The sequence below is a fragment of the Pseudomonas sp. s4 genome (genome assembly GCF_046764235.1).
Lineage (GTDB): Bacteria > Pseudomonadota > Gammaproteobacteria > Pseudomonadales > Pseudomonadaceae > Aquipseudomonas > Aquipseudomonas asiatica.
Window position 1 is genome coordinate 6,149,713 of the sequence record NZ_CP177209.1, and the last position, 22,843, is coordinate 6,172,555.

General features: G+C 63.6%; 21 protein-coding genes. 9 read left to right on the forward strand and 12 right to left on the reverse strand.

Features of this window, described 5'->3' with window-relative positions:
- Nucleotides 1-130: 130 nt before the first annotated feature.
- Nucleotides 131-2,140 (forward strand): DNA helicase Rep, encoded by a 2,010-nt coding sequence (gene rep, locus ACK56M_RS28475; RefSeq protein ID WP_015272320.1) that lies wholly within the window; start codon nucleotides 131-133, stop codon nucleotides 2,138-2,140.
- Between the two features lie 65 nt (nucleotides 2,141-2,205).
- Nucleotides 2,206-2,778, forward strand: coding sequence for a xanthine phosphoribosyltransferase (locus ACK56M_RS28480; RefSeq protein ID WP_009683322.1), 573 nt, complete (start codon nucleotides 2,206-2,208; stop codon nucleotides 2,776-2,778).
- Between the two features lie 110 nt (nucleotides 2,779-2,888).
- Here ACK56M_RS28480 and ACK56M_RS28485 read toward each other — a convergent pair whose 3' ends face one another.
- The 5 genes from ACK56M_RS28485 to dadA form a co-directional block, all read right to left on the reverse strand.
- Nucleotides 2,889-4,751, reverse strand: a complete 1,863-nt coding sequence (locus ACK56M_RS28485) for an acetyl-CoA hydrolase/transferase C-terminal domain-containing protein (protein ID WP_139657912.1) — start codon at nucleotides 4,749-4,751, stop codon at nucleotides 2,889-2,891.
- Nucleotides 4,752-5,026: 275 nt separating this feature from the next.
- Nucleotides 5,027-5,431, reverse strand: coding sequence for a c-type cytochrome (locus ACK56M_RS28490; RefSeq protein ID WP_038408395.1), 405 nt, complete (start codon nucleotides 5,429-5,431; stop codon nucleotides 5,027-5,029).
- Between the two features lie 154 nt (nucleotides 5,432-5,585).
- On the reverse strand, nucleotides 5,586-6,134 hold the full coding sequence (locus tag ACK56M_RS28495) for a cupin domain-containing protein (RefSeq protein WP_013974777.1): 549 nt from the start codon (nucleotides 6,132-6,134) through the stop codon (nucleotides 5,586-5,588).
- Between the two features lie 109 nt (nucleotides 6,135-6,243).
- Nucleotides 6,244-7,317, reverse strand: coding sequence for an alanine racemase (gene alr, locus ACK56M_RS28500; protein ID WP_085721324.1), 1,074 nt, complete (start codon nucleotides 7,315-7,317; stop codon nucleotides 6,244-6,246).
- 86 nt (nucleotides 7,318-7,403) lie between these two features.
- A complete protein-coding gene (gene dadA / locus ACK56M_RS28505; RefSeq protein ID WP_411959175.1) occupies nucleotides 7,404-8,708 on the reverse strand; it encodes a D-amino acid dehydrogenase in 1,305 nt (434 codons plus the stop codon).
- Between the two features lie 156 nt (nucleotides 8,709-8,864).
- On the opposite strand from dadA, the gene dadR reads away from it, so the two are divergent.
- Nucleotides 8,865-9,353: a transcriptional regulator DadR gene (dadR, locus tag ACK56M_RS28510; protein WP_003258963.1), complete on the forward strand. Its 489-nt coding sequence runs from the start codon at nucleotides 8,865-8,867 to the stop codon at nucleotides 9,351-9,353.
- 2 nt (nucleotides 9,354-9,355) lie between these two features.
- Here the strand turns inward: dadR and ACK56M_RS28515 are convergent, their stop codons facing one another.
- Nucleotides 9,356-9,709, reverse strand: a complete 354-nt coding sequence (locus ACK56M_RS28515; RefSeq protein WP_013974780.1) for a YkgJ family cysteine cluster protein — start codon at nucleotides 9,707-9,709, stop codon at nucleotides 9,356-9,358.
- Nucleotides 9,710-9,908: 199 nt separating this feature from the next.
- On the opposite strand from ACK56M_RS28515, the gene ACK56M_RS28520 reads away from it, so the two are divergent.
- Complete coding sequence (locus ACK56M_RS28520; protein ID WP_015272323.1) at nucleotides 9,909-11,201, forward strand: NAD(P)/FAD-dependent oxidoreductase; 1,293 nt, start codon at nucleotides 9,909-9,911, stop codon at nucleotides 11,199-11,201.
- A gap of 155 nt (nucleotides 11,202-11,356) precedes the next feature.
- Here ACK56M_RS28520 and ACK56M_RS28525 read toward each other — a convergent pair whose 3' ends face one another.
- A complete protein-coding gene (locus ACK56M_RS28525; RefSeq protein ID WP_015272324.1) occupies nucleotides 11,357-11,587 on the reverse strand; it encodes a DUF1127 domain-containing protein in 231 nt (76 codons plus the stop codon).
- 178 nt (nucleotides 11,588-11,765) lie between these two features.
- On the opposite strand from ACK56M_RS28525, the gene ACK56M_RS28530 reads away from it, so the two are divergent.
- Nucleotides 11,766-13,196, forward strand: a complete 1,431-nt coding sequence (locus ACK56M_RS28530; RefSeq protein ID WP_162491226.1) for a PLP-dependent aminotransferase family protein — start codon at nucleotides 11,766-11,768, stop codon at nucleotides 13,194-13,196.
- Nucleotides 13,197-13,256: 60 nt separating this feature from the next.
- Nucleotides 13,257-14,813, forward strand: a complete 1,557-nt coding sequence (locus ACK56M_RS28535) for a phospholipase D family protein (RefSeq protein WP_015272325.1) — start codon at nucleotides 13,257-13,259, stop codon at nucleotides 14,811-14,813.
- Between the two features lie 121 nt (nucleotides 14,814-14,934).
- On the opposite strand, the gene ACK56M_RS28540 is transcribed toward ACK56M_RS28535, so the two are convergent.
- Together ACK56M_RS28540 and ACK56M_RS28545 are read right to left on the reverse strand one after the other, a co-directional pair.
- Complete coding sequence (locus ACK56M_RS28540) at nucleotides 14,935-16,074, reverse strand: MFS transporter (RefSeq protein WP_015272326.1); 1,140 nt, start codon at nucleotides 16,072-16,074, stop codon at nucleotides 14,935-14,937.
- Nucleotides 16,075-16,204: 130 nt separating this feature from the next.
- Nucleotides 16,205-17,698 (reverse strand): aldehyde dehydrogenase, encoded by a 1,494-nt coding sequence (locus ACK56M_RS28545; protein WP_013974786.1) that lies wholly within the window; start codon nucleotides 17,696-17,698, stop codon nucleotides 16,205-16,207.
- Nucleotides 17,699-17,894: 196 nt separating this feature from the next.
- Between ACK56M_RS28545 and ACK56M_RS28550 the strand changes: the two genes are divergently transcribed.
- Nucleotides 17,895-18,254 (forward strand): cupin domain-containing protein, encoded by a 360-nt coding sequence (locus ACK56M_RS28550; protein WP_003258971.1) that lies wholly within the window; start codon nucleotides 17,895-17,897, stop codon nucleotides 18,252-18,254.
- Nucleotides 18,255-18,324: 70 nt separating this feature from the next.
- Here ACK56M_RS28550 and rpmG read toward each other — a convergent pair whose 3' ends face one another.
- Together rpmG and rpmB are read right to left on the reverse strand one after the other, a co-directional pair.
- Nucleotides 18,325-18,480: a 50S ribosomal protein L33 gene (rpmG, locus tag ACK56M_RS28555; protein WP_003253507.1), complete on the reverse strand. Its 156-nt coding sequence runs from the start codon at nucleotides 18,478-18,480 to the stop codon at nucleotides 18,325-18,327.
- A 10-nt stretch (nucleotides 18,481-18,490) separates the two neighbouring features.
- Nucleotides 18,491-18,727, reverse strand: coding sequence for a 50S ribosomal protein L28 (rpmB, locus tag ACK56M_RS28560; RefSeq protein ID WP_003258972.1), 237 nt, complete (start codon nucleotides 18,725-18,727; stop codon nucleotides 18,491-18,493).
- A gap of 361 nt (nucleotides 18,728-19,088) precedes the next feature.
- Between rpmB and ACK56M_RS28565 the strand changes: the two genes are divergently transcribed.
- Nucleotides 19,089-20,696, forward strand: a complete 1,608-nt coding sequence (locus ACK56M_RS28565) for an ABC transporter substrate-binding protein (RefSeq protein ID WP_100412836.1) — start codon at nucleotides 19,089-19,091, stop codon at nucleotides 20,694-20,696.
- Between the two features lie 123 nt (nucleotides 20,697-20,819).
- Here the strand turns inward: ACK56M_RS28565 and radC are convergent, their stop codons facing one another.
- The gene (gene radC, locus ACK56M_RS28570; protein WP_054572025.1) at nucleotides 20,820-21,500 is read right to left on the reverse strand and encodes a RadC family protein; all 681 of its coding nucleotides are present in this window, start codon (nucleotides 21,498-21,500) and stop codon (nucleotides 20,820-20,822) included.
- 128 nt (nucleotides 21,501-21,628) lie between these two features.
- On the opposite strand from radC, the gene coaBC reads away from it, so the two are divergent.
- On the forward strand, nucleotides 21,629-22,840 hold the full coding sequence (gene coaBC / locus ACK56M_RS28575) for a bifunctional phosphopantothenoylcysteine decarboxylase/phosphopantothenate--cysteine ligase CoaBC (protein WP_085721318.1): 1,212 nt from the start codon (nucleotides 21,629-21,631) through the stop codon (nucleotides 22,838-22,840).
- Nucleotides 22,841-22,843 lie beyond the last annotated feature (3 nt).

Consider the following 22,843-nt stretch of genomic DNA (forward strand, 5'->3'; position numbering starts at 1 on the left):
TCCTGCGCGAAACTGCGCCAGCCGGCAAATCCCGTTTACATATTTGACTCAGACGTCAGACGGTCGCGCCACAAACGCCCCATGCCTGTTAGAATGCGCGGCTATTTTCTGGCGACCCCCGGTTTCTAGCATGTCCCGACTCAATCCCCGGCAGCAGGAAGCCCGTGACTATGTCGGCGGCCCTCTTTTGGTGCTCGCCGGTGCAGGCTCGGGCAAGACCAGCGTGATCACGCGCAAGATTGCCCACCTCATCCAGAACTGCGGCATCCGTGCCCAGTACATCGTGGCGATGACCTTCACCAACAAGGCCGCGCGCGAGATGAAGGAACGGGTCGCCACCCTGCTGCGCCCGGGGGAAGGCCGCGGCCTGACTGTGTGCACATTCCACAACCTGGGCCTGAACATCATCCGCAGGGAGCACGAGCGCCTGGGCTACAAGCCGGGTTTCTCGATCTTCGACGAGTCCGACATCAAGGCGTTGCTGTCGGACATCATGCAGAAGGAATACTCCGGCGACGACGGCATCGACGAGATCAAGAACATGATCGGTGCCTGGAAGAACGACCTGATCCTGCCCGCCGAGGCCCTGGAGAAGGCGCGCAACCCGCGCGAGCAGACTGCCGCCATCGTCTACACCCACTACCAGCGCACGCTCAAGGCGTTCAACGCGGTGGACTTCGACGACCTGATCCTGCTGCCGGTCAAGCTGTTCCAGGAGCACCCCGATGTGCTGGAGCGCTGGCAGAACCGCGTGCGCTACCTGCTGGTGGACGAATACCAGGACACCAACGCCAGCCAGTACCTGCTGGTGAAGATGCTGATCGGCATGCGCAACCAGTTCACCGTGGTAGGCGACGACGACCAGTCGATCTACGCCTGGCGTGGCGCCCGGCCGGAAAACCTGATGCTGCTCAAGGAGGACTACCCCTCCCTGAAGGTGGTGATGCTGGAGCAGAACTACCGCTCCACCAGCCGCATCCTGCGCTGCGCCAACGTGCTGATTGCCAACAACCCGCACGCGTTCGAGAAGCAGTTGTGGAGCGAGATGGGCGTGGGCGACGAGATCCGCGTCATCCGCTGCAAGAACGAGGAAGCCGAGGCCGAACGCGTGGCTATGGAAATCCTCACCCTGCACCTGCGCACCAACCGTCCGTACAGCGACTTTGCCATCCTCTACCGCGGCAACTACCAGGCCAAGCTGATCGAACTGAAGCTGCAGCACCACCAGGTGCCATATCGCCTGTCGGGCGGCAACAGCTTCTTCGGCCGCCAGGAGGTCAAGGACCTGATGGCCTACCTGCGTCTGCTGGTGAACCCGGACGATGACAACGCCTACCTGCGGGTGATCAACGTACCCCGCCGCGAAATCGGCTCCACCACCCTGGAAAAACTCGGCAACTACGCCACCGAGCGCGGTATTTCGATGTACGCCGCCAGCGAGGAGCTTGGCCTGGGCGAGCATCTGGACGCCCGCTACACCGAGCGTTTGCAGCGCTTCAAGCATTGGCTGGACGGGGTGCGCCACAAGGTTGCCCTGGAAGACCCGATTGCCGCGCTGCACGAGATGATCCGCGATATCGACTACGAGAACTGGATCCGCCAGCAGACCGCCAGCGACAAGGCTGCCGAGTTCCGCATCAGCAACGTCTGGTTCCTGGTCGAAGCGCTGAAGAACACCCTCGAGAAGGACGAAGAGGGTGACATGACCATCGAGGACGCCATCGGCAAGCTGGTGCTGCGCGACATGCTCGAGCGCCAGCAGGAAGAGGAAGAGAACGCCGAAGGTGTGCAGATGATGACTCTGCATGCCTCCAAGGGCCTGGAATTCCCATACGTGTTCATCATGGGCATGGAAGAGGAAATCCTCCCGCACCGCTCCAGCATCGAGGCCGACACCATCGAAGAGGAACGACGCCTGGCCTACGTGGGCATCACCCGCGCGCGCCAGACCCTGGCCTTCACCTTCGCCGCCAAGCGCAAGCAGTACGGTGAAATCATCGACTGCACGCCCAGCCGGTTCCTCGACGAACTGCCACCGGACGACCTGGCCTGGGAGGGCCTTGACGATGCGCCGGTCGAGGTAAAGGCCGCACGGGGCAACAATGCCCTGGCCGATATCCGGGCAATGCTCAAACGCTGATCAACCATTACTCTTTAACTTTGCCGCTATTTGCGGCGACCTTTGTTACATCGAGGAATACCACAGTGGAAGCACTGCATCAGAAGATTCGCGAAGAAGGCATCGTGCTTTCCGATCAGGTTCTCAAAGTCGATGCGTTTCTCAACCACCAGATCGACCCTGCGCTGATGCAGCTGATCGGTGACGAGTTCGCCCGCCTGTTCGCCGACGCGGGCGTGACCAAGATCGTCACCATCGAAGCCTCGGGCATTGCACCGGCGGTGATGACTGGCCTGAAGCTGGGCGTGCCGGTGATCTTCGCCCGCAAGCACCAGTCGCTGACCCTGACCGAGAACCTGCTGACCGCCTCGGTGTATTCCTTCACCAAGCAGACCGAGAACACCGTGGCCATCTCGCCGCGTCACCTCAACAGCAGCGACCGCGTGCTGGTGATCGACGACTTCCTGGCCAACGGCAAGGCGTCGCAGGCCCTGATCTCGATCATCAAGCAGGCCGGCGCCACCGTGGCCGGCCTGGGTATCGTGATCGAGAAGTCGTTCCAGGGCGGCCGTGCCGAGCTGGACAGCCAGGGCTATCGCGTCGAGTCGCTGGCCCGGGTGAAGTCGCTGGAAGGTGGTGTGGTTACCTTCATCGAGTAATCGCGGCGCCTGCTTCGCGGGCACGCCCGCTCCCACAGGTAAACCACAGGTTTTGAATGCTGTGGTGTACCTGTGGGAGCGGGCGTGCCCGCGAATGGCCTCAATCCTCTCTATCTGGCAGCCGCCAACCCCGCCAGCAGCAACCGCTGGTAAAGCTCTTCCTTCAGCCCCTGCGGCTGATCCAGCTGCATCCGCACAAGATGCCTCGCATAGCCCTCCGGCCCCGGCGCATCCAGCGCTGCCTTGCCCAGCTCCAGCACCTCGCTCAGCTTGAACTTGCTCTTCAACCAGTTCAGCGCCCGCAGCAAATCCCGCTCTTCAGCCGTAAAGTCCGTACCCAGCGGATACTCCGGGAACAACCGCGAATGCCGCGCCCTGATCGCCTCCAGCCGCTGCGGCGTATTGTCGGTAAAGCACGCCTCCAGTTGAAAATCCTTGGCCAGCTTGCCGGCATCCTTTGCCTGCTCGATCAGCCCCTGCTGGAACCGCGAATCACATACCGCCAGCAACCGCGCAATCACCTCGCTGTCGGTCTGCCCACGCAGGTCGGCAATGCCGTACTCGGTCACCACGATATCGCGCAGGTGTCGGGGGATGGTGCAATGGCCATAGTTCCAGAACAGGTTCGAGGTCACCTCCCCGCCCGCCTCACGCCAGCTGCGCAGCAGCAGGATCGAACGCCCGCCCTCCAGCGCATGGCCCTGGGCGACGAAGTTGTACTGCCCGCCCACGCCACTGAGTACTCGGCCATCCTCCAGCTGGTCAGCCACCCCAGCGCCAAGCAGGGTCATGCCGAATACGCTGTTGATGAAGCGCGCATCGCGGCGTTGCCGGCGCTTGAGTTCCTCCTGCCCGTACAGCTCGTTGATGAAGCTGATACGAGTCATGGCAAACCGTGCGCGCTGTTCCAGCGGCATGTCGCGCAAGCGCTGGTAGAACGCCTGGGGGCCGAGGAAGAAACCGCCATGCAGCACTGCCGCCACCTGCTCGTCCGCCGGGCGCCGCAACAGGCCCGCTTCGGCCAGCGCCAGCAAGCCGTTGACGAACATCTCGCTGCAGCCGTACAGGCCTTGGGCGAAGGTATTCAGGCCCCCTTCCCGTTCGATCAGCGCTTGCCACGAGCCAGCACCCAGCGCGTCGAGCACGGCACGATAACCGGCGTTGTCACCCTGACGCGCCAGCAATGCGGCAGCTACCGCATCGCCCATGGCACCAATGCCGATCTGTAGCGTGCCGCCGTCGCGAACCAGGCTGCTGGCGTGCAGGCCGATGCAGTGGTCCTGGGTGTTAACCGGCATGTTCGGCGTGGAGAACAGGCGGCGTTGCTCGGCTGTATCGATCAGCAGGTCGAACGTGTCGATTGGTAGCTCGGCGTCACCCGGCATGTAAGGCAGCTCGGCATGCACCTGGCCGAGCATGAGGATGGTCTCGCCGGCAGCGCGGCGCTTGGCGATCATCGGCAGCAGGTCGAGGGTGATGTCGGGGTTGCAAGCCAGGCTCAGGTGCACCGGCCTCTCGGGCGTGGCGGCCACCAGCTGCGCGATCAGGTTCAGGCCCTTGGCGTTGATGTCACGTGCTGCGTGGCTGTAGTTGCTGCTGATGTAGCTTTGCTGGGCCGAATCGCTGTGCAACAGGCTGCCGGGCTGCATGAAGAATTGTTCAACCTGGATGTTCGGCGGCAGGCTGTCATTGCGCAGGTCGGCGAGGTAGGTAAGTTCTTCATAGTCGGCGAAGACGCGCTCGACGAAGGGCTCGAGAAAGCGCCGCTGCAGGCCATCCCCCAGTGGCGGGCGGCCGAGGGACAGGGCCGTGTAGATGGTCAGCTGCCGTTCGGGCAGCTCGCGGATGCGGGCGTAAAGCGCATTGACGAAGGCATTGGGCTTGCCCAGGCCCAGCGGCAGGCCCATGTGGATATGGGCTGGCAGGCGCGACAGGACTTGCTCGACGGCCTGGTCGATGGAGCAGAGGTGCATCGGGGCCTCCTGAGACATCCATGGGTTCAGGGGTTGGACATGGGCTTTGGTGGGTTGGTTGCCTGTGCCGGCCCTTTCGCGGCTAAAGCCGCTCCTACAGAGACCTCACTGCCCTTGAGTCCTGTGCTGCACCTGTGAGTTCCCATAGGGACCCCACAATCCTTGAAGCCTGCACTGTACCTGTGGGAGCGGCTTTAGCCGCGAAAGGGCCGGTAAAGGCGCCACAAAAACAAAGCCCGCCATCAACGGCGGGCTTCATGCAATTCAGCTGTTTCTCACAGCCCGGACATCTTCTTGATCGCCCCTTTCAGGTCGTCATCCGAGCAGTCTGCGCAGGTGCCTTTCGGTGGCATGGCGTTGATGCCGGTAATGGCCTTGGCCAGGATGCCGTCCAGGCCTCCCTGGTGGTCGGCGCGTTCCTTCCACGCCGCGGTATCGCCAATCTTCGGTGCGCCGAGCAGGCCGGAGCCATGGCAGGCATTGCAGTGCTTGGCGATGATCTCGTCCGGCGTCTTGGCACCACCGCCACCTGCGGCGGCGGCCACTTCCATGCCCTTGCACTCCTGGCCCTGGACGCACACCTGGCCAACCGGCTCCAGGCGCTTGGCGATGTCATCATTGGTCGCAGCGGTTGCGCTCATTGCCCAGAGGGCGAATACGGCTGCTGGTACGGCCAGCATCTTCTTGATTTGGTTCACGCGAACACCCTCATGGTGGCTAATCACGCTCGCGGCCACGGATCGGCGAGCGTTGAAAAGTATAGCGGGAACCCAGAGGCCGTGAAACGACCCCACACGGGAAAGGGGTATTGCCGAATCAATGCACTGCGCTGGATCAAAAGTTTGAAGGCGTCGCCGCACTGATCAACCGCGCCGGCCGGTCGAACGGGTTGCGAAAACGGTGTGGGCGGGTGCTTTCGAAGTAGTAGCTGTCACCCTCTTCAAGGATGAAGATCTCGTTGCCGACTACCAGCTCCAGGCGGCCTTCGAGCAGGATGCCGGTTTCCTCCCCGTCATGGGTAAGCATTTCGGCACCCGTGTCCGCACCCGGTGGATACACCTCGGTTAGAAAGGCGATGGCACGGTTGGGGTGCGACTTGCCGACCAGCTTCATGGTCACCGCACCGTCGGAGATATCGATCAGCTCATGGGCCTTGTAGACGATCTGCGTGGGGCTTTCAGGTTCCAGTTCGACCGAAAAGAACTCGACCATCGACATGGGAATGCCGCTCAGCACCTTGCGCAGGGAGCTGATCGACGGGCTCACGCTGTTCTTCTCGATCATCGAGATGGTGCTGTTGGTCACGCCGGCACGCTTGGCGAGTTCACGCTGGGACAGGCCCTTGAGCTTGCGGATGGCTTGCAGTCGTTCGCCGACGTCCAAAGCTGGAGCCTCCTGAAACGGTGGAAAGGGGGGTGGATGTGAACGATATCATGGCAATGCCGTTCAGTATTTACAACACACCGCCCCTCAACCTGTCCGCTTCAGCGTGTCATTCGCCGATGTAGTCCCGCGGTACTCGCTTCAGGTTGCAGAAAATCTGGTACGGAATGGTACCCGCGTGCGCAGCCACTTCACTGGCCAGCACATGTTTGCCCCACAGTTCGACCGGGCTGCCGACGGTGGCTTCTGGAACGTCGGTCAGGTCGATGCTGAGCATATCCATCGACACCCGGCCGATCAGTTGGGTGCGCTTGCCGGCGACCAGCACTGGGGTACCGTTGGGCGCCTGGCGCGGGTAGCCATCGGCATAGCCCATGGCAACCACACCAACGCGGGTTGGCCGTGGGCTGACGAACTTGGCGCCATAGCCCACCGGCTCGCCGGCAGGCAGTTCGCGCAGGCTGATCACCCGCGATTGCAGGGTCATCACCGGTTGCAGGCGCTCGGCCTCGGCCTGGGCCACTTCGAACGGTGTGGCACCGTACAGCATCAGGCCCGGGCGCACCCAGTCGCTAGGGGCCTGCGGCCAGCCCAGCACACCGGGGGAGTTGCGCAGGCTGCACTCGGCGGCCAGGCCCTGGCGTGCGGCCTCGAACACGGCGATCTGCTGGGCGGTAGCGTCGGCATCCAGTTCGTCGGCGCGAGCGAAGTGGCTCATCAGCACGATGCGCGCGACCTTGCCGCTGGCCAGCAGGCGCTGGTAGGCCTCGTGGTAGTCCTTGGGGTGCAGGCCGACGCGGTGCATGCCGCTGTCGAGCTTGAGCCAGACGCTGAGCGGCTTGTGCAGCTGGGTCTTTTCGATCGCTTCCAGTTGCCACAGCGAGTGCACAACGCACCATAGGTCGTGCTCGGCGATCAGGGCCAGTTCGCTGGCTTCGAAGAAACCTTCCAGCAGCAGCACCGGGGCCTTGATACCGGCGGCGCGCAGTTCCAGCGCTTCTTCGATGCAGGCCACGGCAAAGCCGTCGGCTTCGGCCTCCAGGGCCAGGGCACAGCGCACGGCGCCGTGGCCGTAGGCGTCGGCCTTGATCACGGCGAGGGCTTTGGCACCGGTCAGTTCACGGGCCAGACGGTAGTTGTGGCGCAGGGCCTGGAGGTCGATCAGGGCGCGGGCGGGACGCATGGCGGCTGCCTTATGGTGGTTCACAGGTTGAAAACGGTGTTGGGTTCTTCGCGGGCTCGCCCGCGAAGAGGCCGGTACAGGCGAACTTACTGCTGGTGAGCCGGCGCAGTCTGCCCGTGCTTGGCCACTTCCGGGCTGTTGCCATAACGGGAAATGTCCAGGCCTTCGGCACTGATCTGCGGCTTCTTGCGCGCAATCAGGTCGGCCAGCAGGCGACCGGAGCCGCACGCCATGGTCCAGCCCAAAGTACCGTGACCGGTGTTCAGGAACAGGTTGCGGTACGCCGTGGCACCAACGATCGGCGTGCCGTCCGGGGTCGCCGGGCGCAGGCCGGTCCAGAAGCTGGCCTGGCTCAGATCACCGCCGCGAGGATAAAGGTCGTTGACGATCATCTCCAGCGTTTCGCGCCGACGCGGGTTCAACGACAGGTCAAAACCGGCGATCTCAGCCATGCCGCCGACGCGGATACGGTTGTCGAAACGGGTAATGGCGACCTTGTAGGTCTCGTCGAGAATGGTCGAGGTCGGGGCCATGTCGGCGTTGGTGATCGGCACGGTCAGCGAGTAGCCCTTCAGCGGGTATACCGGGGCCTTGATGCCCAGCGGCTTGAGCATCTGCGGCGAGTAGCTGCCCAGCGCCAGCACGTAACGGTCGGCGGTTTCCAGCTTGCCGTCGATCCACACGCCATTGATGCGGTCACCCGCGAAGTCCAGGCGCTGGATGTCCTGGCCGAAGCGGAACTCCACGCCCAGCTTCACGGCCATTTCGGCAAGCTTGGTGGTGAACAGCTGGCAGTCGCCAGTCTGGTCGTTTGGCAGGCGCAGGGCGCCGGCCAGGATGTCCTTGACGCCAGCCAGGGCCGGTTCGACGCGGGCAATGGCGTCGCGGTCAAGCAGCTCGTAAGGCACGCCGGACTGTTCCAGCACGGCAATGTCCTTGGCCGCGGCATCCACCTGGGCCTGGGTACGGAACAGCTGGGTGGTGCCCAGGCTGCGGTTTTCGTAGGCGATGCCGGTTTCGGCGCGCAGTTCGTCGAGGCAGTCACGGCTGTACTCGGACAGGCGCACCATGCGCTCCTTGTTCACCGCGTAACGGCTGGCGGTGCAGTTGCGCAGCATCTGTGCCATCCACAGGTACTGGTCGACGTCGCCGGTGAGCTTGATGGCCAGGGGCGCGTGGCGCTCCAGCAGCCATTTGATGGCCTTCAGCGGCACGCCTGGGGCGGCCCAGGGCGAGGCATAGCCGGGCGAGATCTGGCCGGCGTTGGCAAAGCTGGTTTCCATGGCCACCGCCGGCTGGCGATCGACCACCGTTACTTCGAAACCTTGCCGGGCCAGATAGTAGGCACTGGCGGTTCCGATCACACCGCTACCAAGTACCAGAACTCGCATCGTTTTATCCCTCGCACGCGGCGCGCCGCAGACTTTTATTGAAATGGCATGAATGCGCGCAGTATAGGAATTTGAAGGCAGTGCAATTCACTATATAAAAGCCTATTATTGGCGAGAATTCTCGGCAAAATCGCCTTTCACGGAGGGGCATCCCCTATGAGAACCCAGCACCAGAGCAAGCGTGAACTGGACAAGATCGACCGTAACATCCTGCGTATCCTGCAGAATGACGGGCGTATTTCCTTCACCGAACTGGGCGAGAAAGTTGGGCTTTCCACCACCCCTTGCACCGAGCGGGTCCGCCGCCTGGAGCGCGAGGGCATCATCATGGGCTACAACGCCCGCCTGAACCCGCAGCACCTCAAGGGCAGCCTGCTGGTGTTCGTGGAAATCAGCCTGGACTACAAATCGGGCGACACCTTCGAGGAGTTCCGCCGCGCGGTGCTGAAACTGCCCCACGTGCTGGAATGCCACCTGGTTTCAGGCGACTTCGACTACCTGGTGAAGGCGCGTATTTCCGAGATGGCCTCTTACCGCAAGCTGCTCGGCGACATCCTGCTGAAGCTGCCGCACGTGCGCGAATCGAAGAGCTACATCGTGATGGAAGAGGTGAAAGAGAGCCTTTGCCTGCCGATCCCGGACTGAAGTCAGACAAGCACCTGGCGGGTAGTGGCAATGAACTGGTGGACCAGCTGCTCGGCAGCGGGCTCGATCATCTGTTCAGGGCCACGGCCACGCGGGCAGGCCAGGCGCGGGGTGGTGCCGAACAGGCGGCAGATCATCGGGCGCTCTTCATACACCGTGCAGCCGTTGGGGCCCAGGTGCACACAGTCCAGGCGCTCCAGGGCGGCGTCCTGCTCGGCCTGGGACTTGCGCGGCAGGCGGGCCATTTCTTCCGCCGAAGTGGTGACCGGGCCGCAGCAATCGTGGCAGCCGGGCTCGCACTCGAAGGAAGGGATGAGTTCGCGCAGGAAGTGGATCTTGTGGCGGTTGCAGGACATGGCTGGGTACAAGTCTGAGAACTGAGGTTGAATTATAAGGCCAATCGCCGGCAAGCCGGCTCCCACAGGTACACCGTCGGTCTCAAGTGCCACGCGGACCCTGTGGGAGCTGGCTTGCCGGCGATGAGGCCGGTTGCCCCTCCCCGAAGCCCCGGCTTATCCTCCTCCCCCTCAGCCCACCAGCCTCAGGACCTGCCCAATGATCCACAGCGCGCAGCACGCCGCCTCCTACTACGCCGCCAGCAGCGCGCCACACCCCGACCACTCCTTCCTGCAAGGCGAGCACAGCGCCGACGTGTGTATCGTTGGCGGCGGCTACTCGGGCCTGAACACCGCCATCGAACTGGCCGAGCGCGGCTTTTCGGTCATCCTGCTGGAGGCGCGCAAGCTCGGTTGGGGCGCCAGCGGGCGCAATGGTGGGCAACTGATCCGTGGCGTCGGCCACGGCCTGGAGCAATTCCTCCCGGTCATCGGCGAGGAAGGCGTGCGCAGCCTGAAACTGATGGGCCTGGAAGCCGTGCAGATCGTCCGCGAGCGGATCGAAAAGCATGCCATCGCCTGCGACCTGACTTGGGGCTACTGCGACCTGGCCAACAAACCCGCCGAACTGCTGGGCTTTGCGGAGGATGCTGAAGAACTGCGCACCCTCGGCTACGCACATGAACTGCGCCTGGTCGGCAAGGACGATATCCACAGCGTGGTCGGTGCCGACTGTTATGTCGGCGGGCTGGTCGACATGGGTTCCGGGCACCTGCACCCGCTCAACCTGGCCCTGGGTGAGGCTGCCGTGGCCAGCCGCCTGGGTGTGAAGCTGTTCGAGCAGTCCGAGGTCACACGCATCGACTACGGCCCGGAAGTACAGGTACACACCGCCCAAGGCCGGGTACGCGCCAAGACTCTGGTGCTGTGCTGCAACGCCTACCACAACGACCTCAACCGCGAACTGGGCGGCAAGGTGCTGCCAGCCGGCAGCTACATCATCGCCACCGAGCCGCTGGGCGAGGAACGTGCCCGTTCGCTGCTGCCGCAGAACATGGCGGTGTGTGACCAGCGCGTGGCACTGGACTATTACCGCCTGTCCGCCGACCAGCGCCTGTTGTTCGGCGGTGCCTGCCACTATTCAGGCCGCGACCCGAAGGACATCGCCGCCTACATGCGGCCAAAGATGCTCAAGGTTTTCCCGCAACTGGCCGACGTGCGCATCGACTACCAGTGGGGTGGCATGATCGGCATCGGCGCCAACCGCCTGCCACAGGTTGGCCGCCTGGCCAGCCAGCCGAACGTGTATTACGCCCAGGCCTACTCCGGCCATGGGCTCAACGCCACCCACTTGGCTGCGCGCCTGCTCGGCGAAGCCATCAGCGGCCAGGAAAGCGGGCGGTTCGACCTGTTTGCCAAGGTGCCGCACATCACCTTCCCCGGCGGCAAGCACCTGCGCTCGCCGCTGCTGGCGTTGGGGATGCTGTGGCATCGCCTGAAAGAGCTGATCTGAAAGCTGCGCGGTCCCTGTAGGAGCGGCCTTGTGTCGCGATAGGGCCGCAGAGCGGCCCCAGCGATATTTGCGGCGAAGCTGAAAACCTGGGGGCGCTACGCACCCCTATCGCGACACGAGGCCGCTCCTACATCGACCGCGCAACATCTGTATGGTCAGTCTTTCCAGAAGGGCTTACGCCCTTCGGCCCGGGCCTGCTCCCAGCTCAGCCCGATATCGCGCAACTCGTCATCAGTCAACTGCAGCAGCGCCCTGCGGGTGTGCCAGCGATGCAGCATCAGCCCCCAACGCCCCAACCCTTCCGGCGCGTTGAACACCTTGGCTTGCTGCCCGGCTTCCAGTTCCTTGGCCAACAGTTGCAAGCGCACATCGCTCATGCCACCCATCACCGCATCCTCTCGTTCAGTTGATACTGTGGAGAAAGCATGCGCGTCGACAGCACCGGCAATACAGATCCAATACAGCCTTATTATTCCCATACAGAATTGGCCGCAGACCGACTGAATGCTGTATTTTCAGCGCAACTGTACCGGTCGCCACGCTATTACAGCGCAGGAGTATGCCGTGACCCTTTACCTGAACCTCGCCGAACTGCTCGGTGCCCGTATCGAACAGGGCCTCTACCGCCCCGGCCAGCGCCTGCCGTCAGTGCGCGCCCTGAGTGTGGAGCACGGGGTCAGCCTGAGCACCGTGCAGCAGGCCTACCGCATGCTGGAAGACAGCGGCATGGTCTCGCCCCGGCCCAAGTCCGGCTACTTCGTCAACGACCACCGCCACCTGCCAGCCCTGCCCGCCGTCAGCCGCCCGGCCCAGCGCCCGGTGGACATCTCGCAATGGGAGCAGGTGCTGGAACTGGTGCGCAGCACCCCACGCCAAGGCGTGATCCAGCTCGGCCGCGGCATGCCCGACATCGACAGCCCCACCCTCAAGCCACTGCTGCGCAGCCTCGCCCAGCTGAGCCGGCGGCAGGACATGCCCGGCCTGTACTACGACAACATCCACGGCAACCTGGCCCTGCGCGAACAGGTGGCCCGGCTGACGCTCGACTCCGGCTGCCGCCTAGGCCCGGCCGACCTGGTGATAACCACCGGCTGCCATGAGGCGCTGTCATGCAGCATTCGCGCGGTGTGCGAGCCGGGCGATATCGTCGCGGTCGACTCGCCCAGCTTCCACGGCGCCATGCAGACCCTCAAGGGCCTGGGCATGAAAGCCTTGGAGATCCCCACCGACCCGGTCACCGGCATCAGCCTGGAGGCGCTGGAGCTGGCCTTGGAGCAGTGGCCGATCAAGCTCATCCAGATCACCCCCAGCTGCAACAACCCGCTCGGCTACATCATGCCCGAGGCCCGCAAGAAGGCCCTGCTGAGCCTGGCACAGCGCTACGACGTGGCGATCCTCGAAGATGATGTATATGGCGACCTGGCCTACACCTACCCGCGCCCACGCACCCTCAAGTCGTTTGACGACGACGGCCGCGTGCTGCTTTGCAGTTCGTTCTCCAAGACCCTCGCCCCCGGTCTGCGGATAGGCTGGGTGGCACCCGGTCGTTACCTGGAGCGGGTGCTGCACATGAAATACATCAGCACCGGAAGCACGGCCAGCCAGCCACAGTTGGCCATTGCCGACTTCATCGCCGGCGGGCACTACCAGCCCCACGTACGGCGCATGCGCAGCCAGTACCAGCGTGGCCGCGACCTGATGAGCGACTGGGTGACCCGCTACTTCCCGGCGGGCACCCGGGTCAGTCGACCGCAAGGTGGCTTCATGCTGTGGGTGGAATTACCCGAACATTTCGATACGCTGCGCCTGAACCGGGCTTTACTGGAGCAGGACGTGCAGGTTGCCGTGGGCAGTATTTTCTCGGCCTCGGGCAAGTTCCGCCACTGCCTGCGCATGAACTTCGCCGCACGGCCCACGCAGCAGATCGAAGCTGCCGTGCGCAGGGTTGGTGAAACCGCCCTTCGTCTACTGGAAGAAGAAAGCGCCGGCGCGTAACTTTGCGCCGCCCGCCACGGTCCAACCATTTAAGCCTTTGCTGCACAGGACGATCCACCCTTGAGACTCCAGCGAGCCCTGCCTCTGCTGCTGGTGCTACTGCTTGGTCTTGCCGGCTGTGCCAGCGTCGGCACGCCCCGCGAAACCAGCCAGGCGTTACCCGCCAACGACTCGGCCTTCGGCCGCTCGGTACTGCGCCAGGCCGCGCCGTACGACGGCCGCTCGGGCTTTCGCCTGCTGCCCAACAGCAACGAGGCGTTCCGCGCCCGTGCCGAACTGATCCGCAACGCCCAGGCGAGCATCGACCTGCAGTACTACATCGTCCACGATGGCCTCAGCACTCGTGCACTGGTTCATGAACTGCTGCGCGCCGCCGACCGTGGCGTGCGTGTGCGCATCCTGCTCGACGACACCACCAGCGATGGCTTGGACGTCATCATGGGCACCCTCGATGCCCACCCGAACATCCAGATACGCGTGTTCAACCCGCTGCACCTGGGCCGCAGCACCGGCGTGACGCGCGCGGTGGGCCGCTTGTTCAATCTGTCGCGCCAGCATCGGCGCATGCACAACAAGCTGTTTCTGGTGGACAACAGCATGGCCATCGTCGGCGGGCGCAACCTGGGCGATGAGTATTTCGATGCCGAACCCAACCTCAACTTCACCGACATCGACTTGCTGGGTGTCGGCCCGGTGGCCGAACAGCTCGGCCACAGTTTCGACCAATACTGGAACAGCGCCCTGAGCCGGCCGATTACCGACTTTCTCTGGCGCGACCCGGACGCCAGCGACCTGCGCGCCAGCCGCCACCGCCTGGAAATTTCACTCGCCGAAGCCAGGACCCAGCGCAAAGCCCTGTATGACCGCTTGATGGCCTACCAGTCGCAGCCGCGCCTGGATGTGTGGCGCAACGAACTGATCTGGGCCCATGCCCAGGCGCTGTGGGATGCGCCGAGCAAGGTGCTGGCCGATGACGAACCGGACCCGCAACTACTGCTGACCCAGCAACTGGCTCCTGACTTGAGCAAGGTGCAACGCGAGCTGATCCTGGTATCGGCGTACTTCGTGCCAGGCGAGTCCGGCCTGCTGTACCTTACCCACAGCGCAGACGCGGGTATCTCGGTCAAACTGCTGACCAACTCGCTGGAAGCCACCGACGTGCCGGCAGTGCATGGCGGCTATGCGCCGTATCGGCGGGCGCTGCTGGAGCATGGCGTGCAGCTGTACGAACTGCGCCGCCAACCCGGTGACCCCAGCGCCAGACACAGCTTGAGCTTCCATGGCAGCTCCGACTCGAGCCTGCACAGCAAGGCGATCGTGTTCGACCGGCGCAAGACCTTCATCGGCTCGTTCAACTTCGACCCACGTTCGGTGTTGTGGAATACCGAGGTCGGGGTGCTGGTGGACAGCCCGGAGCTGGCCGAGTACACCCGCGCGCTGGCGGTACAGGGCATGGCCCCGGCCTTGAGCTACCAGCCGACGCTGGTGGGTAACCAGATGGTGTGGGTGACCGAGGAAAATGGCAGGCGACGCATGCTCACGTCCGAGCCGGGCGGGATTTGGCGGCGGTTCAATGCCTGGATCAGCAAGGCGGTTGGCCTGGAGAAGATGTTGTAGCGGCGATTTTGGGGCTGCTTTGCAGCCCATCGCGACGCAAGGCCGCTCCTACATGGGATCGCGTATCTCCTGTAGGAGCGGCCTTGCGTCGCGATGGGCCGCAAAGCGGCCCCAAAATCCATCAGGCAGAAGCCGGCTCAAACGCCCCGCGCCGCCGGGTCAACACCACCAACCCCGCAGCCCCCGCAGCCATCAGCAACGGCAACGCATGCCCGCTGATCCACTGGCTGCCTGCCCCGGCCAGCAATGGCCCGAGCAGGCAGCCAATACCCCACAGCTGCGCCACATGGGCGTTGGCCCGCACCAGCGCATCATCCCGGTAGCGCTCACCAATCAGCACCAGCGACAAGGTGAACAAGCCCCCTGCACTGGCCCCGAACAGCACCCACAGCGGCCAGATCGCCGGTGAATGCAGCAGCAACGGAATCGCCAGGCTGGACACCAGCAGGGTCACCGCACAACCGGTGAACAGGGCGCGCCGCGACATATGATCGGCCAGCGCACCGATGGGCAGCTGCAGCACCGCGTCGCCCACCACCACGGTACTGACCATGAAAAGGGCGATTTCGGTGCTGAAGCCCTGTTGCAGGCAATACACCGGCAACAAGGTCAGGATCATCGCCTCGAACGAGGCAAACAGGGCAATGGCCCAGGCGATCACCGGCAAGCGCCGGCAGAAGGCGAACAGGTCGCCGAAGGTGACGCTGCAGGCCTCTGTGCTGGGTGCCCCGCCACGGCCCAGGAGAATCAGCGGCGCCACCAGCAGCAGGCCGGTAGCGGCCCAGAAGCCGAAGTCGTCATCCGAGCCAAGAAAGCCCAGCACCAGCGGCCCGGCCAGCTGGCTTAGGGCATAGCTGCTGCCGTACAGCGCCACCAGGCGGCCACGCCATTGCTCGACTACCAGCTGATTGATCCAGCTTTCACCCAGTATGAACACCACGGTCAGCGACATACCGATCAGCAACCGCAGCAGCAGCCACAGCGGGTAACTGGGCAGCAGTGCGACCAGGCCAATCGACAGCGCCCCGCCCCACAGGCACAGGCGCATGGCTGAGGGCACACCGACCCAGCCGGCCAGGCGGCTGGCCAGGCTGGCACCTACCAGCACGCCCAGCGCCGGCATCGCGGCCATCACACCGATGGCGAAGCTGCCGTAGCCCCAGGCCTCCAGGCGCAGGGATACCAGCGGCATGCTCACGCCGAGTGCCAGCCCGACGCTTAGCACCGATGCCAGTACGGCGAAGTAGGTACCCCAACGCATCCTTGACCTCTTGAGTTCTTGGGGCTGCTTTGCAGCCCATTCGCGGCACAAGGCCGCTCCTACAGGGAAACGCATACCCCTGTAGGAGCGGCCTTGTGCCGCGAATGGGCCGCGAAGCGGCCCCACGGGATTACAACTTGATCCAGGTCGCCTTCAGCTCGGTGTACTTCTCCAGCGCATGCAGCGACTTGTCACGGCCGTTGCCCGACTGCTTGAAGCCACCGAACGGCGCGGTCATGTCGCCGCCGTCGTACTGGTTGACCCAGACGCTGCCAGCGCGCACGGCGCGGGCGGTCTTGTGGGCCTTGGAGATGTCCGAAGTCCAGATGCCAGCGGCCAGGCCATACGGCGTGTCGTTGGCAATGGCGACGGCTTCTTCGGCGGTATCGAAGGCGATCACCGACAGCACCGGGCCGAAGATTTCTTCCTGGGCGATCTTCATGGCGTTGGTCACGCCGTCGAAGATGGTCGGCTCGACATAAGTGCCACCGGTTTCTTCCAGGGTGCGCTTGCCGCCGGCCAGCAGCTTGGCGCCGTCCTTGTGGCCAGCCTCGATGTACGACAGCACGGTGTTCATCTGCTGGGTGTCGACCAGGGCACCGACAGTGGTCTGTGGGTCCAGCGGGTTGCCTGGCTTCCAGCCTTTCAGGGCCTCGACCACCATCGGCAGGAACTTGTCCTTGATCGAACGCTCGACCAGCAGGCGCGAGCCGGCGGTGCACACTTCGCCCTGGTTGAAGGCGATGGCGCTGGCGGCAGCTTCGGCGGCAGCTTGCAGGTCCGGAGCGTCAGCGAAGACGATGTTCGGGCTCTTGCCGCCGGCTTCCAGCCAGATGCGCTTCATGTTCGATTCGCCCGCGTAAACCATCAGCTGCTTGGCGATCTTGGTCGAACCGGTGAATACCAGGGTGTCGACGTCCATGTGCAGGGCCAGGGCCTTACCCACGGTGTGGCCGTAGCCTGGCAGCACGTTCAGCACGCCAGCCGGGATACCGGCTTCGATGGCCAGCTGGGCGATGCGAATGGCCGTCAGCGGCGACTTTTCGGACGGCTTGAGCACTACCGAGTTACCGGTGGCCAAGGCCGGGCCGAGCTTCCAGCAGGCCATCAGCAGCGGGAAGTTCCACGGTACGATGGCACCGACCACACCCACCGCTTCGCGGGTGACCAGGCCGAGCTGGTCATGCGGGGTCGGGGCGACTTCGTCGTAGACCTTGTCGATGGCTTCGGCAGTCCAGTGGATGGCATTGGCCGCGCCAGGTACGTCGATGCTGGAGGAGTCGCCGATCGGCTTGCCCATGTCCAGGGTTTCCAGCAGCGCCAGCTCTTCGACGTTCTTGCGCAGCAGGTCGGCGAAGCGGATCAGCTTGGCCTTGCGCTTGGCCGGGGCCAGCTGCGACCACACGCCGGAGTTGAAGGTGGCACGGGCGTTTTCCACAGCGCGGTTGGCATCGGCCAGATCGCAGCTGGCAACCTTGGCCAGGAAGCGTCCGTCGACCGGGCTCAGGCACTCGAAGGTTTCACCAGATGCGGCATCGGTGTATTCGCCGTTGATGAAGGCACGGCCTTCGATCTTCAGTTGCTGGGCACGTTGTTCCCAGTCCGCACGAGTCAGGGTGGTCATACGAAACTCCTCCTCTTGTTTAGGTGCAACGCCGCACTGAGGACTCACAGGCGTTGTCAGAATTCTGCCCCAGCGTCGAGGGCATTTTGGCTACCGACACCCTAAACCAGCCGGTGTAAACTATCAATATATTTGACACGAAAGGCTCAAAAGCCTACTCATGTGCATTTTATTAAACAACAACAGGAGCCGAACCATGAGTATCGACAGCATAATCGACTTCGCGCAGGTCATTACCGAGGCCGAACGCTACCGCCCGGCGGCGGAAAAAATCCTCAAGGGCGAGCCAGACCAGGCGGTCTACAATCATTATTCCAGCCCGTGCGGGCAGTTTGCCGCGGGCGTGTGGGAAGGCGAGGTCGGGCAGTGGACGGTGAACTACACGGAGCATGAGTACTGCGAGATCGTCCAGGGCGTTTCGGTGCTGCGTGACCAGGACGGCGGAGCCAAGACCCTTCGCGCCGGTGACCGGTTTGTCATCCCGGCCGGCTTCAAGGGCACCTGGGAGGTGCTGGAGCCTTGCCGCAAGATCTATGTGATGTTCGAGCAGAAATGATCTGAGGCCCGAACAGGCATAAAAAAACCCGCATCCTTTCGGAGGCGGGTTTTTTCAGGTCGCCGATCAATTACTTGATCTTGGCTTCCTTGTACACCACGTGCTTGCGAACAACCGGATCGTATTTCTTGATCTCGATTTTGTCCGGAGTGGTGCGCTTGTTCTTGTCGGTGGTGTAGAAGTGGCCAGTGCCAGCACTCGAAACCAGACGGATCAATTCACGCATGACGTTCTCCTTAGAACTTTTCGCCGCGAGCGCGCAGCTCGGCCAGCACTACGTCGATACCACGCTTGTCAATAACGCGCATGCCTTTGGCAGATACGCGCAGACGCACGAAACGCTTCTCGGATTCAACCCAGAAACGGTGGTGCTGCAGGTTCGGCAGGAAACGACGACGGGTTTTGTTGTTTGCGTGGGAAATGTTGTTCCCGGTTACTGGACCCTTACCAGTAACTTGACAGACTCTCGACATGACTCAGCCCTCTAAAACCACATGCCCAACCCGGCATGGGTTGGCCGCTTAATCTCTCAGTCTTTGGCGCCTGGGCGCCGTGATTCTGGAGGTCTTATCGGCCGCATTCGCTGATGCGACAGGCCGAGCCCCTAGAAAAGAGCGCTGCTTTATACCAGAAAGACTCGGCCGCAACAACATTAGATGAATATTGACACGAGCCCCGACGCGCCGGGCCAGCATAGCGGCAGGCCCCGCCAGCCGTCGACCGCTCGTCGCCAATTTTGTAAAAAAGGGTGTGGTCATTTCCCGACGAGCACACTAGGGTAGGCCTTTTCCAGACTGCACTGGCAGATGGGCCACTGACAGCCAAGGAGCCACTATGCGTGCCGCCGCCCTTTCCTTATTGTTCAACTCCTTGTTCGCCGCAGGCGCCCTGATCGCCGCCAGCGTTGCCCAGGCCGCCCCGCTGAGCGTCTGCAGCGAGGCCAGCCCCGAAGGCTTCGACGTGGTGCAGTACAACTCACTGACCACCACCAACGCCACAGCCGATGTGCTGATGAACCGCCTGGTGGAGTTCGACGCGGCGCAAGGCAAGGTGGTGCCGAGCCTGGCGGCCAGCTGGACGGTATCGGCCGACGGCCTGATCTACGACTTCACCCTGCGCGATGATGTGAACTTCCACACCACCGCCTACTTCAAGCCAAGCCGCCCACTGAACGCCGACGATGTGCTGTTCAGCTTCCAGCGCATGCTCTACCCCGCCCATGCCTGGCACAAGACCGCGCCGGGCGGCTACCCGCATGCCCAGTCGCTGCAACTAGGCAGCCTGATCAAGGCGATCGAGGCACCCGCGCCAAACACCGTGCGCTTCACCCTCAACCACCCGGACGCCACGTTCCTGGCCACGTTGAGCATGGGCTTCGCATCGATCTACTCCGCCGAGTACGCGGACAAACTGCTCAAGGCCGGCACGCCGGAGAAGCTCAACAGCCAGCCGATCGGCACCGGGCCGTTCATCTTCCAGCGCTTCCAGAAGGACGCCGTAGTACGCTATCGCGCCAACCCTGACTACTTCGCCGGCAAGCCGGCGGTCGACCCGCTGATCTTCGCCATCACCACCGATGCCAACGTGCGCCTGCAGAAGCTCAAGCGCGGCGAGTGCCAGGTCGCGTTGTCGCCCAAGCCGCTGGACATTGCCGAAGCCGGCAAGGACGGCAACCTCAAGGTGGCCACCACCCCGGCGTTCATGACCGCCTTCGTCGCCATCAACAGCCAGCACCCGCCGCTGGACAAGCCGGAGGTGCGTCAGGCCATCAACTTGGCCTTCGACAAGCAGGCCTACCTCAAGGCCGTGTTCGAAGACTCCGCGGTGGCCGCCAACGGCCCCTACCCGCCCAATACCTGGAGCTACGCCAAGGACCTGCCCGGCTACCCGCTGGACCTGAAGAAAGCCAAGGCCCTGCTGACCAAGGCCGGCCTGGCCGAGGGCTTCAGCACCACGATCTGGACCCGCCCGTCGGGCAGCCTGCTCAATCCCAACCCCAGCCTCGGTGCGCAGATGCTGCAGGCCGACCTGGCCAAGATCGGCATCAAGGCCGAGATCCGCGTGATCGAGTGGGGCGAGCTGATCCGTCGCGCCAAGGCGGGCGAGCATGACCTGCTGTTCATGGGCTGGGCGGGCGACAACGGCGACCCGGACAACTTCCTCAGCCCGCAGTTTTCCTGCGCGGCGGTGCAGTCGGGGACCAACTTCGCACGCTTCTGCGACAGCCGCCTGGACCAGTTGATCAGCGCCGGACGCACCACCAACGACCAGAGCGTGCGCAGCCGGCTTTACCAGCAGGCACAGACGCTGATCCAGCAGCAGGCGCTGTGGGTGCCGCTGGCGCACCCGACAGCGGCGACGCTGCTGCGCCAGGGGGTCGAGGGGTACCAGGTGAGCCCGTTCGGGCGGTTGGATTTCAGCAAGGTGTCAGTGAACAAGTAAGCCTGCACCGGCCTCTTCGCGGGCTTGCCCGCTCCCACAGGGACCGCGCCAACTTTCAACATGGCACTATTCCTGTAGGAGCGGGTTTACCCGCGAAAAGGCCGGGACAGACAGCACAAGTGCCTAAGCCACAATCCACCCATGCTCGACCATCGACAGCGGCTCCCCGTCACCGATGATGATGTGATCCAGCACCCGCACATCGATCAACGCCAGCCCCCGCTTCAACGACAGGGTCAAATGCACATCATCCTGGCTCGGCTCGTTGTTGCCTGAAGGATGGTTGTGGCACAGGATCAACGCCGCCGCGTTGTGCAGCAGTGCCCGCCGCACTACCTCCCGCGGGTAGACACTCGCCCGGTCTATCGTGCCCCTGAACAGGATCTCGAACGCCAACGGCCGGTGCTTGGTATCCAGAAACAGGCAACCGAATACTTCACTGATCTCATGGCGCAGCATGGCCTTGAGATAACGCCGCACCGCCGCTGGGCTTTCGAGAGCCGCTGCGCGCTCGATGTCCTCATCCAGATAACGCCGGCCAATTTCCAAAAGCACCTGCAACTGTGCGTATTTCACAGCGCCAATGCCCGGCTCGCGAAGCACTGCTGCGCGATCGGCCTCGAGAAACTGCCTGAGCCCACCAAAACGCCCCAGCAGCCCCCGCGCAAGGTCCAGCACATTCCGCCCGGCAACCCCCGACCCCAACAGCACGGCGAGCAGTTCGGCATCCGACAGCGCTGCCGCCCCGCGCTGCAGCAACTTCTCCCTCGGCCGCTCTTCAGCCGGCCACTCCCTGATATTCATCCCGCTCCTCTGCCCTTGCTGCGGCCCATTTCGGCCCTGTGTTAATCTATTTCGCCTCGTACATGCGACGTTCCGCCGCAGGCATTTTCAAACGTCGTCGCCCGCTCTCACTGGAAAAAGGCAAGCCTATGCAGCGGCTGTATCGCAAGCGCATCGTTCTCGGCGTGGGTGGCGGCATTGCCGCCTACAAAAGCGCCGAACTGATTCGCCGACTCCTGGAGCACGGCGCGCAGGTGCGCGTCGTCATGACCCGTGGTGGTGCAGAGTTCATCACCCCGCTAACCCTGCAAGCGCTGTCAGGCCACCCGGTGCACATGGACCTGCTCGACCCTGCCGCCGAAGCGGCCATGGGCCACATCGAACTGGCCAAGTGGGCTGACCTGGTGCTGATCGCCCCGGCCACCGCCGACCTCATGGCGCGCATGGCCCAAGGCATGGCCGACGACCTGCTGACCACCTTGGTACTGGCTACCGATGCCACTGTCGCCGTGGCCCCGGCCATGAACCAGGCCATGTGGCGCGACCCGGCCACCCAGGCCAACCTCGAACTGCTCAAGAGCCGGGGCATCCAGGTGTTCGGCCCAGCGTCCGGCAGCCAGGCCTGTGGCGACGTCGGCCTGGGCCGCATGCTCGAAGCCACCGACCTGGCCTGGTGTGCCGCGGAAAGCTTCAAGCGCCAGGCCCTGACCGGCAAGCACGTGCTGATCACTGCCGGCCCGACCCAGGAAAACATCGACCCGGTGCGCTACATCACCAATCATAGCTCCGGCAAGATGGGCTTCGCCTTGGCTGAAGCCGCCGCCGAAGCCGGGGCTCGGGTCACCCTCGTCACCGGCCCGGTGCACCTGCCGACCCCCGACCGGGTCAGCCGTATCGACGTGGTCAGCGCGCGGGACATGCTCGCGGCCTGTGAAGCGGCCATGCCATACGACCTGTTCATTGCCTCTGCGGCGGTAGCGGACTACCGCCCGGAAGTCGTTGCCACGCAAAAACTGAAGAAAGATCCTACGACCGGCGACGGCATGCTGCTGCAGATGGTGCGCAATCCCGATATCCTTGCCACCATCGCTGGCCGCGCCGACCGCCCGTTCAGCGTCGGTTTCGCCGCCGAGACCGAGCACTTGCTCGATTACGCCACGCGCAAGCTAAAGGACAAGAACCTCGACCTGATCGTCGCCAATGATGTGGCCAACCCCAGCATCGGCTTCAACAGCGAGGAAAACGCCTTGACCGTGATCGACCGCCAGCAGCACCAGACCCTCTTCGCGCAGACCAGCAAGGGCAAGATTGCCCGGCAACTGGTCGCCTTCATCGCCGAACGACTCAATCAGGTTCAATAAGTT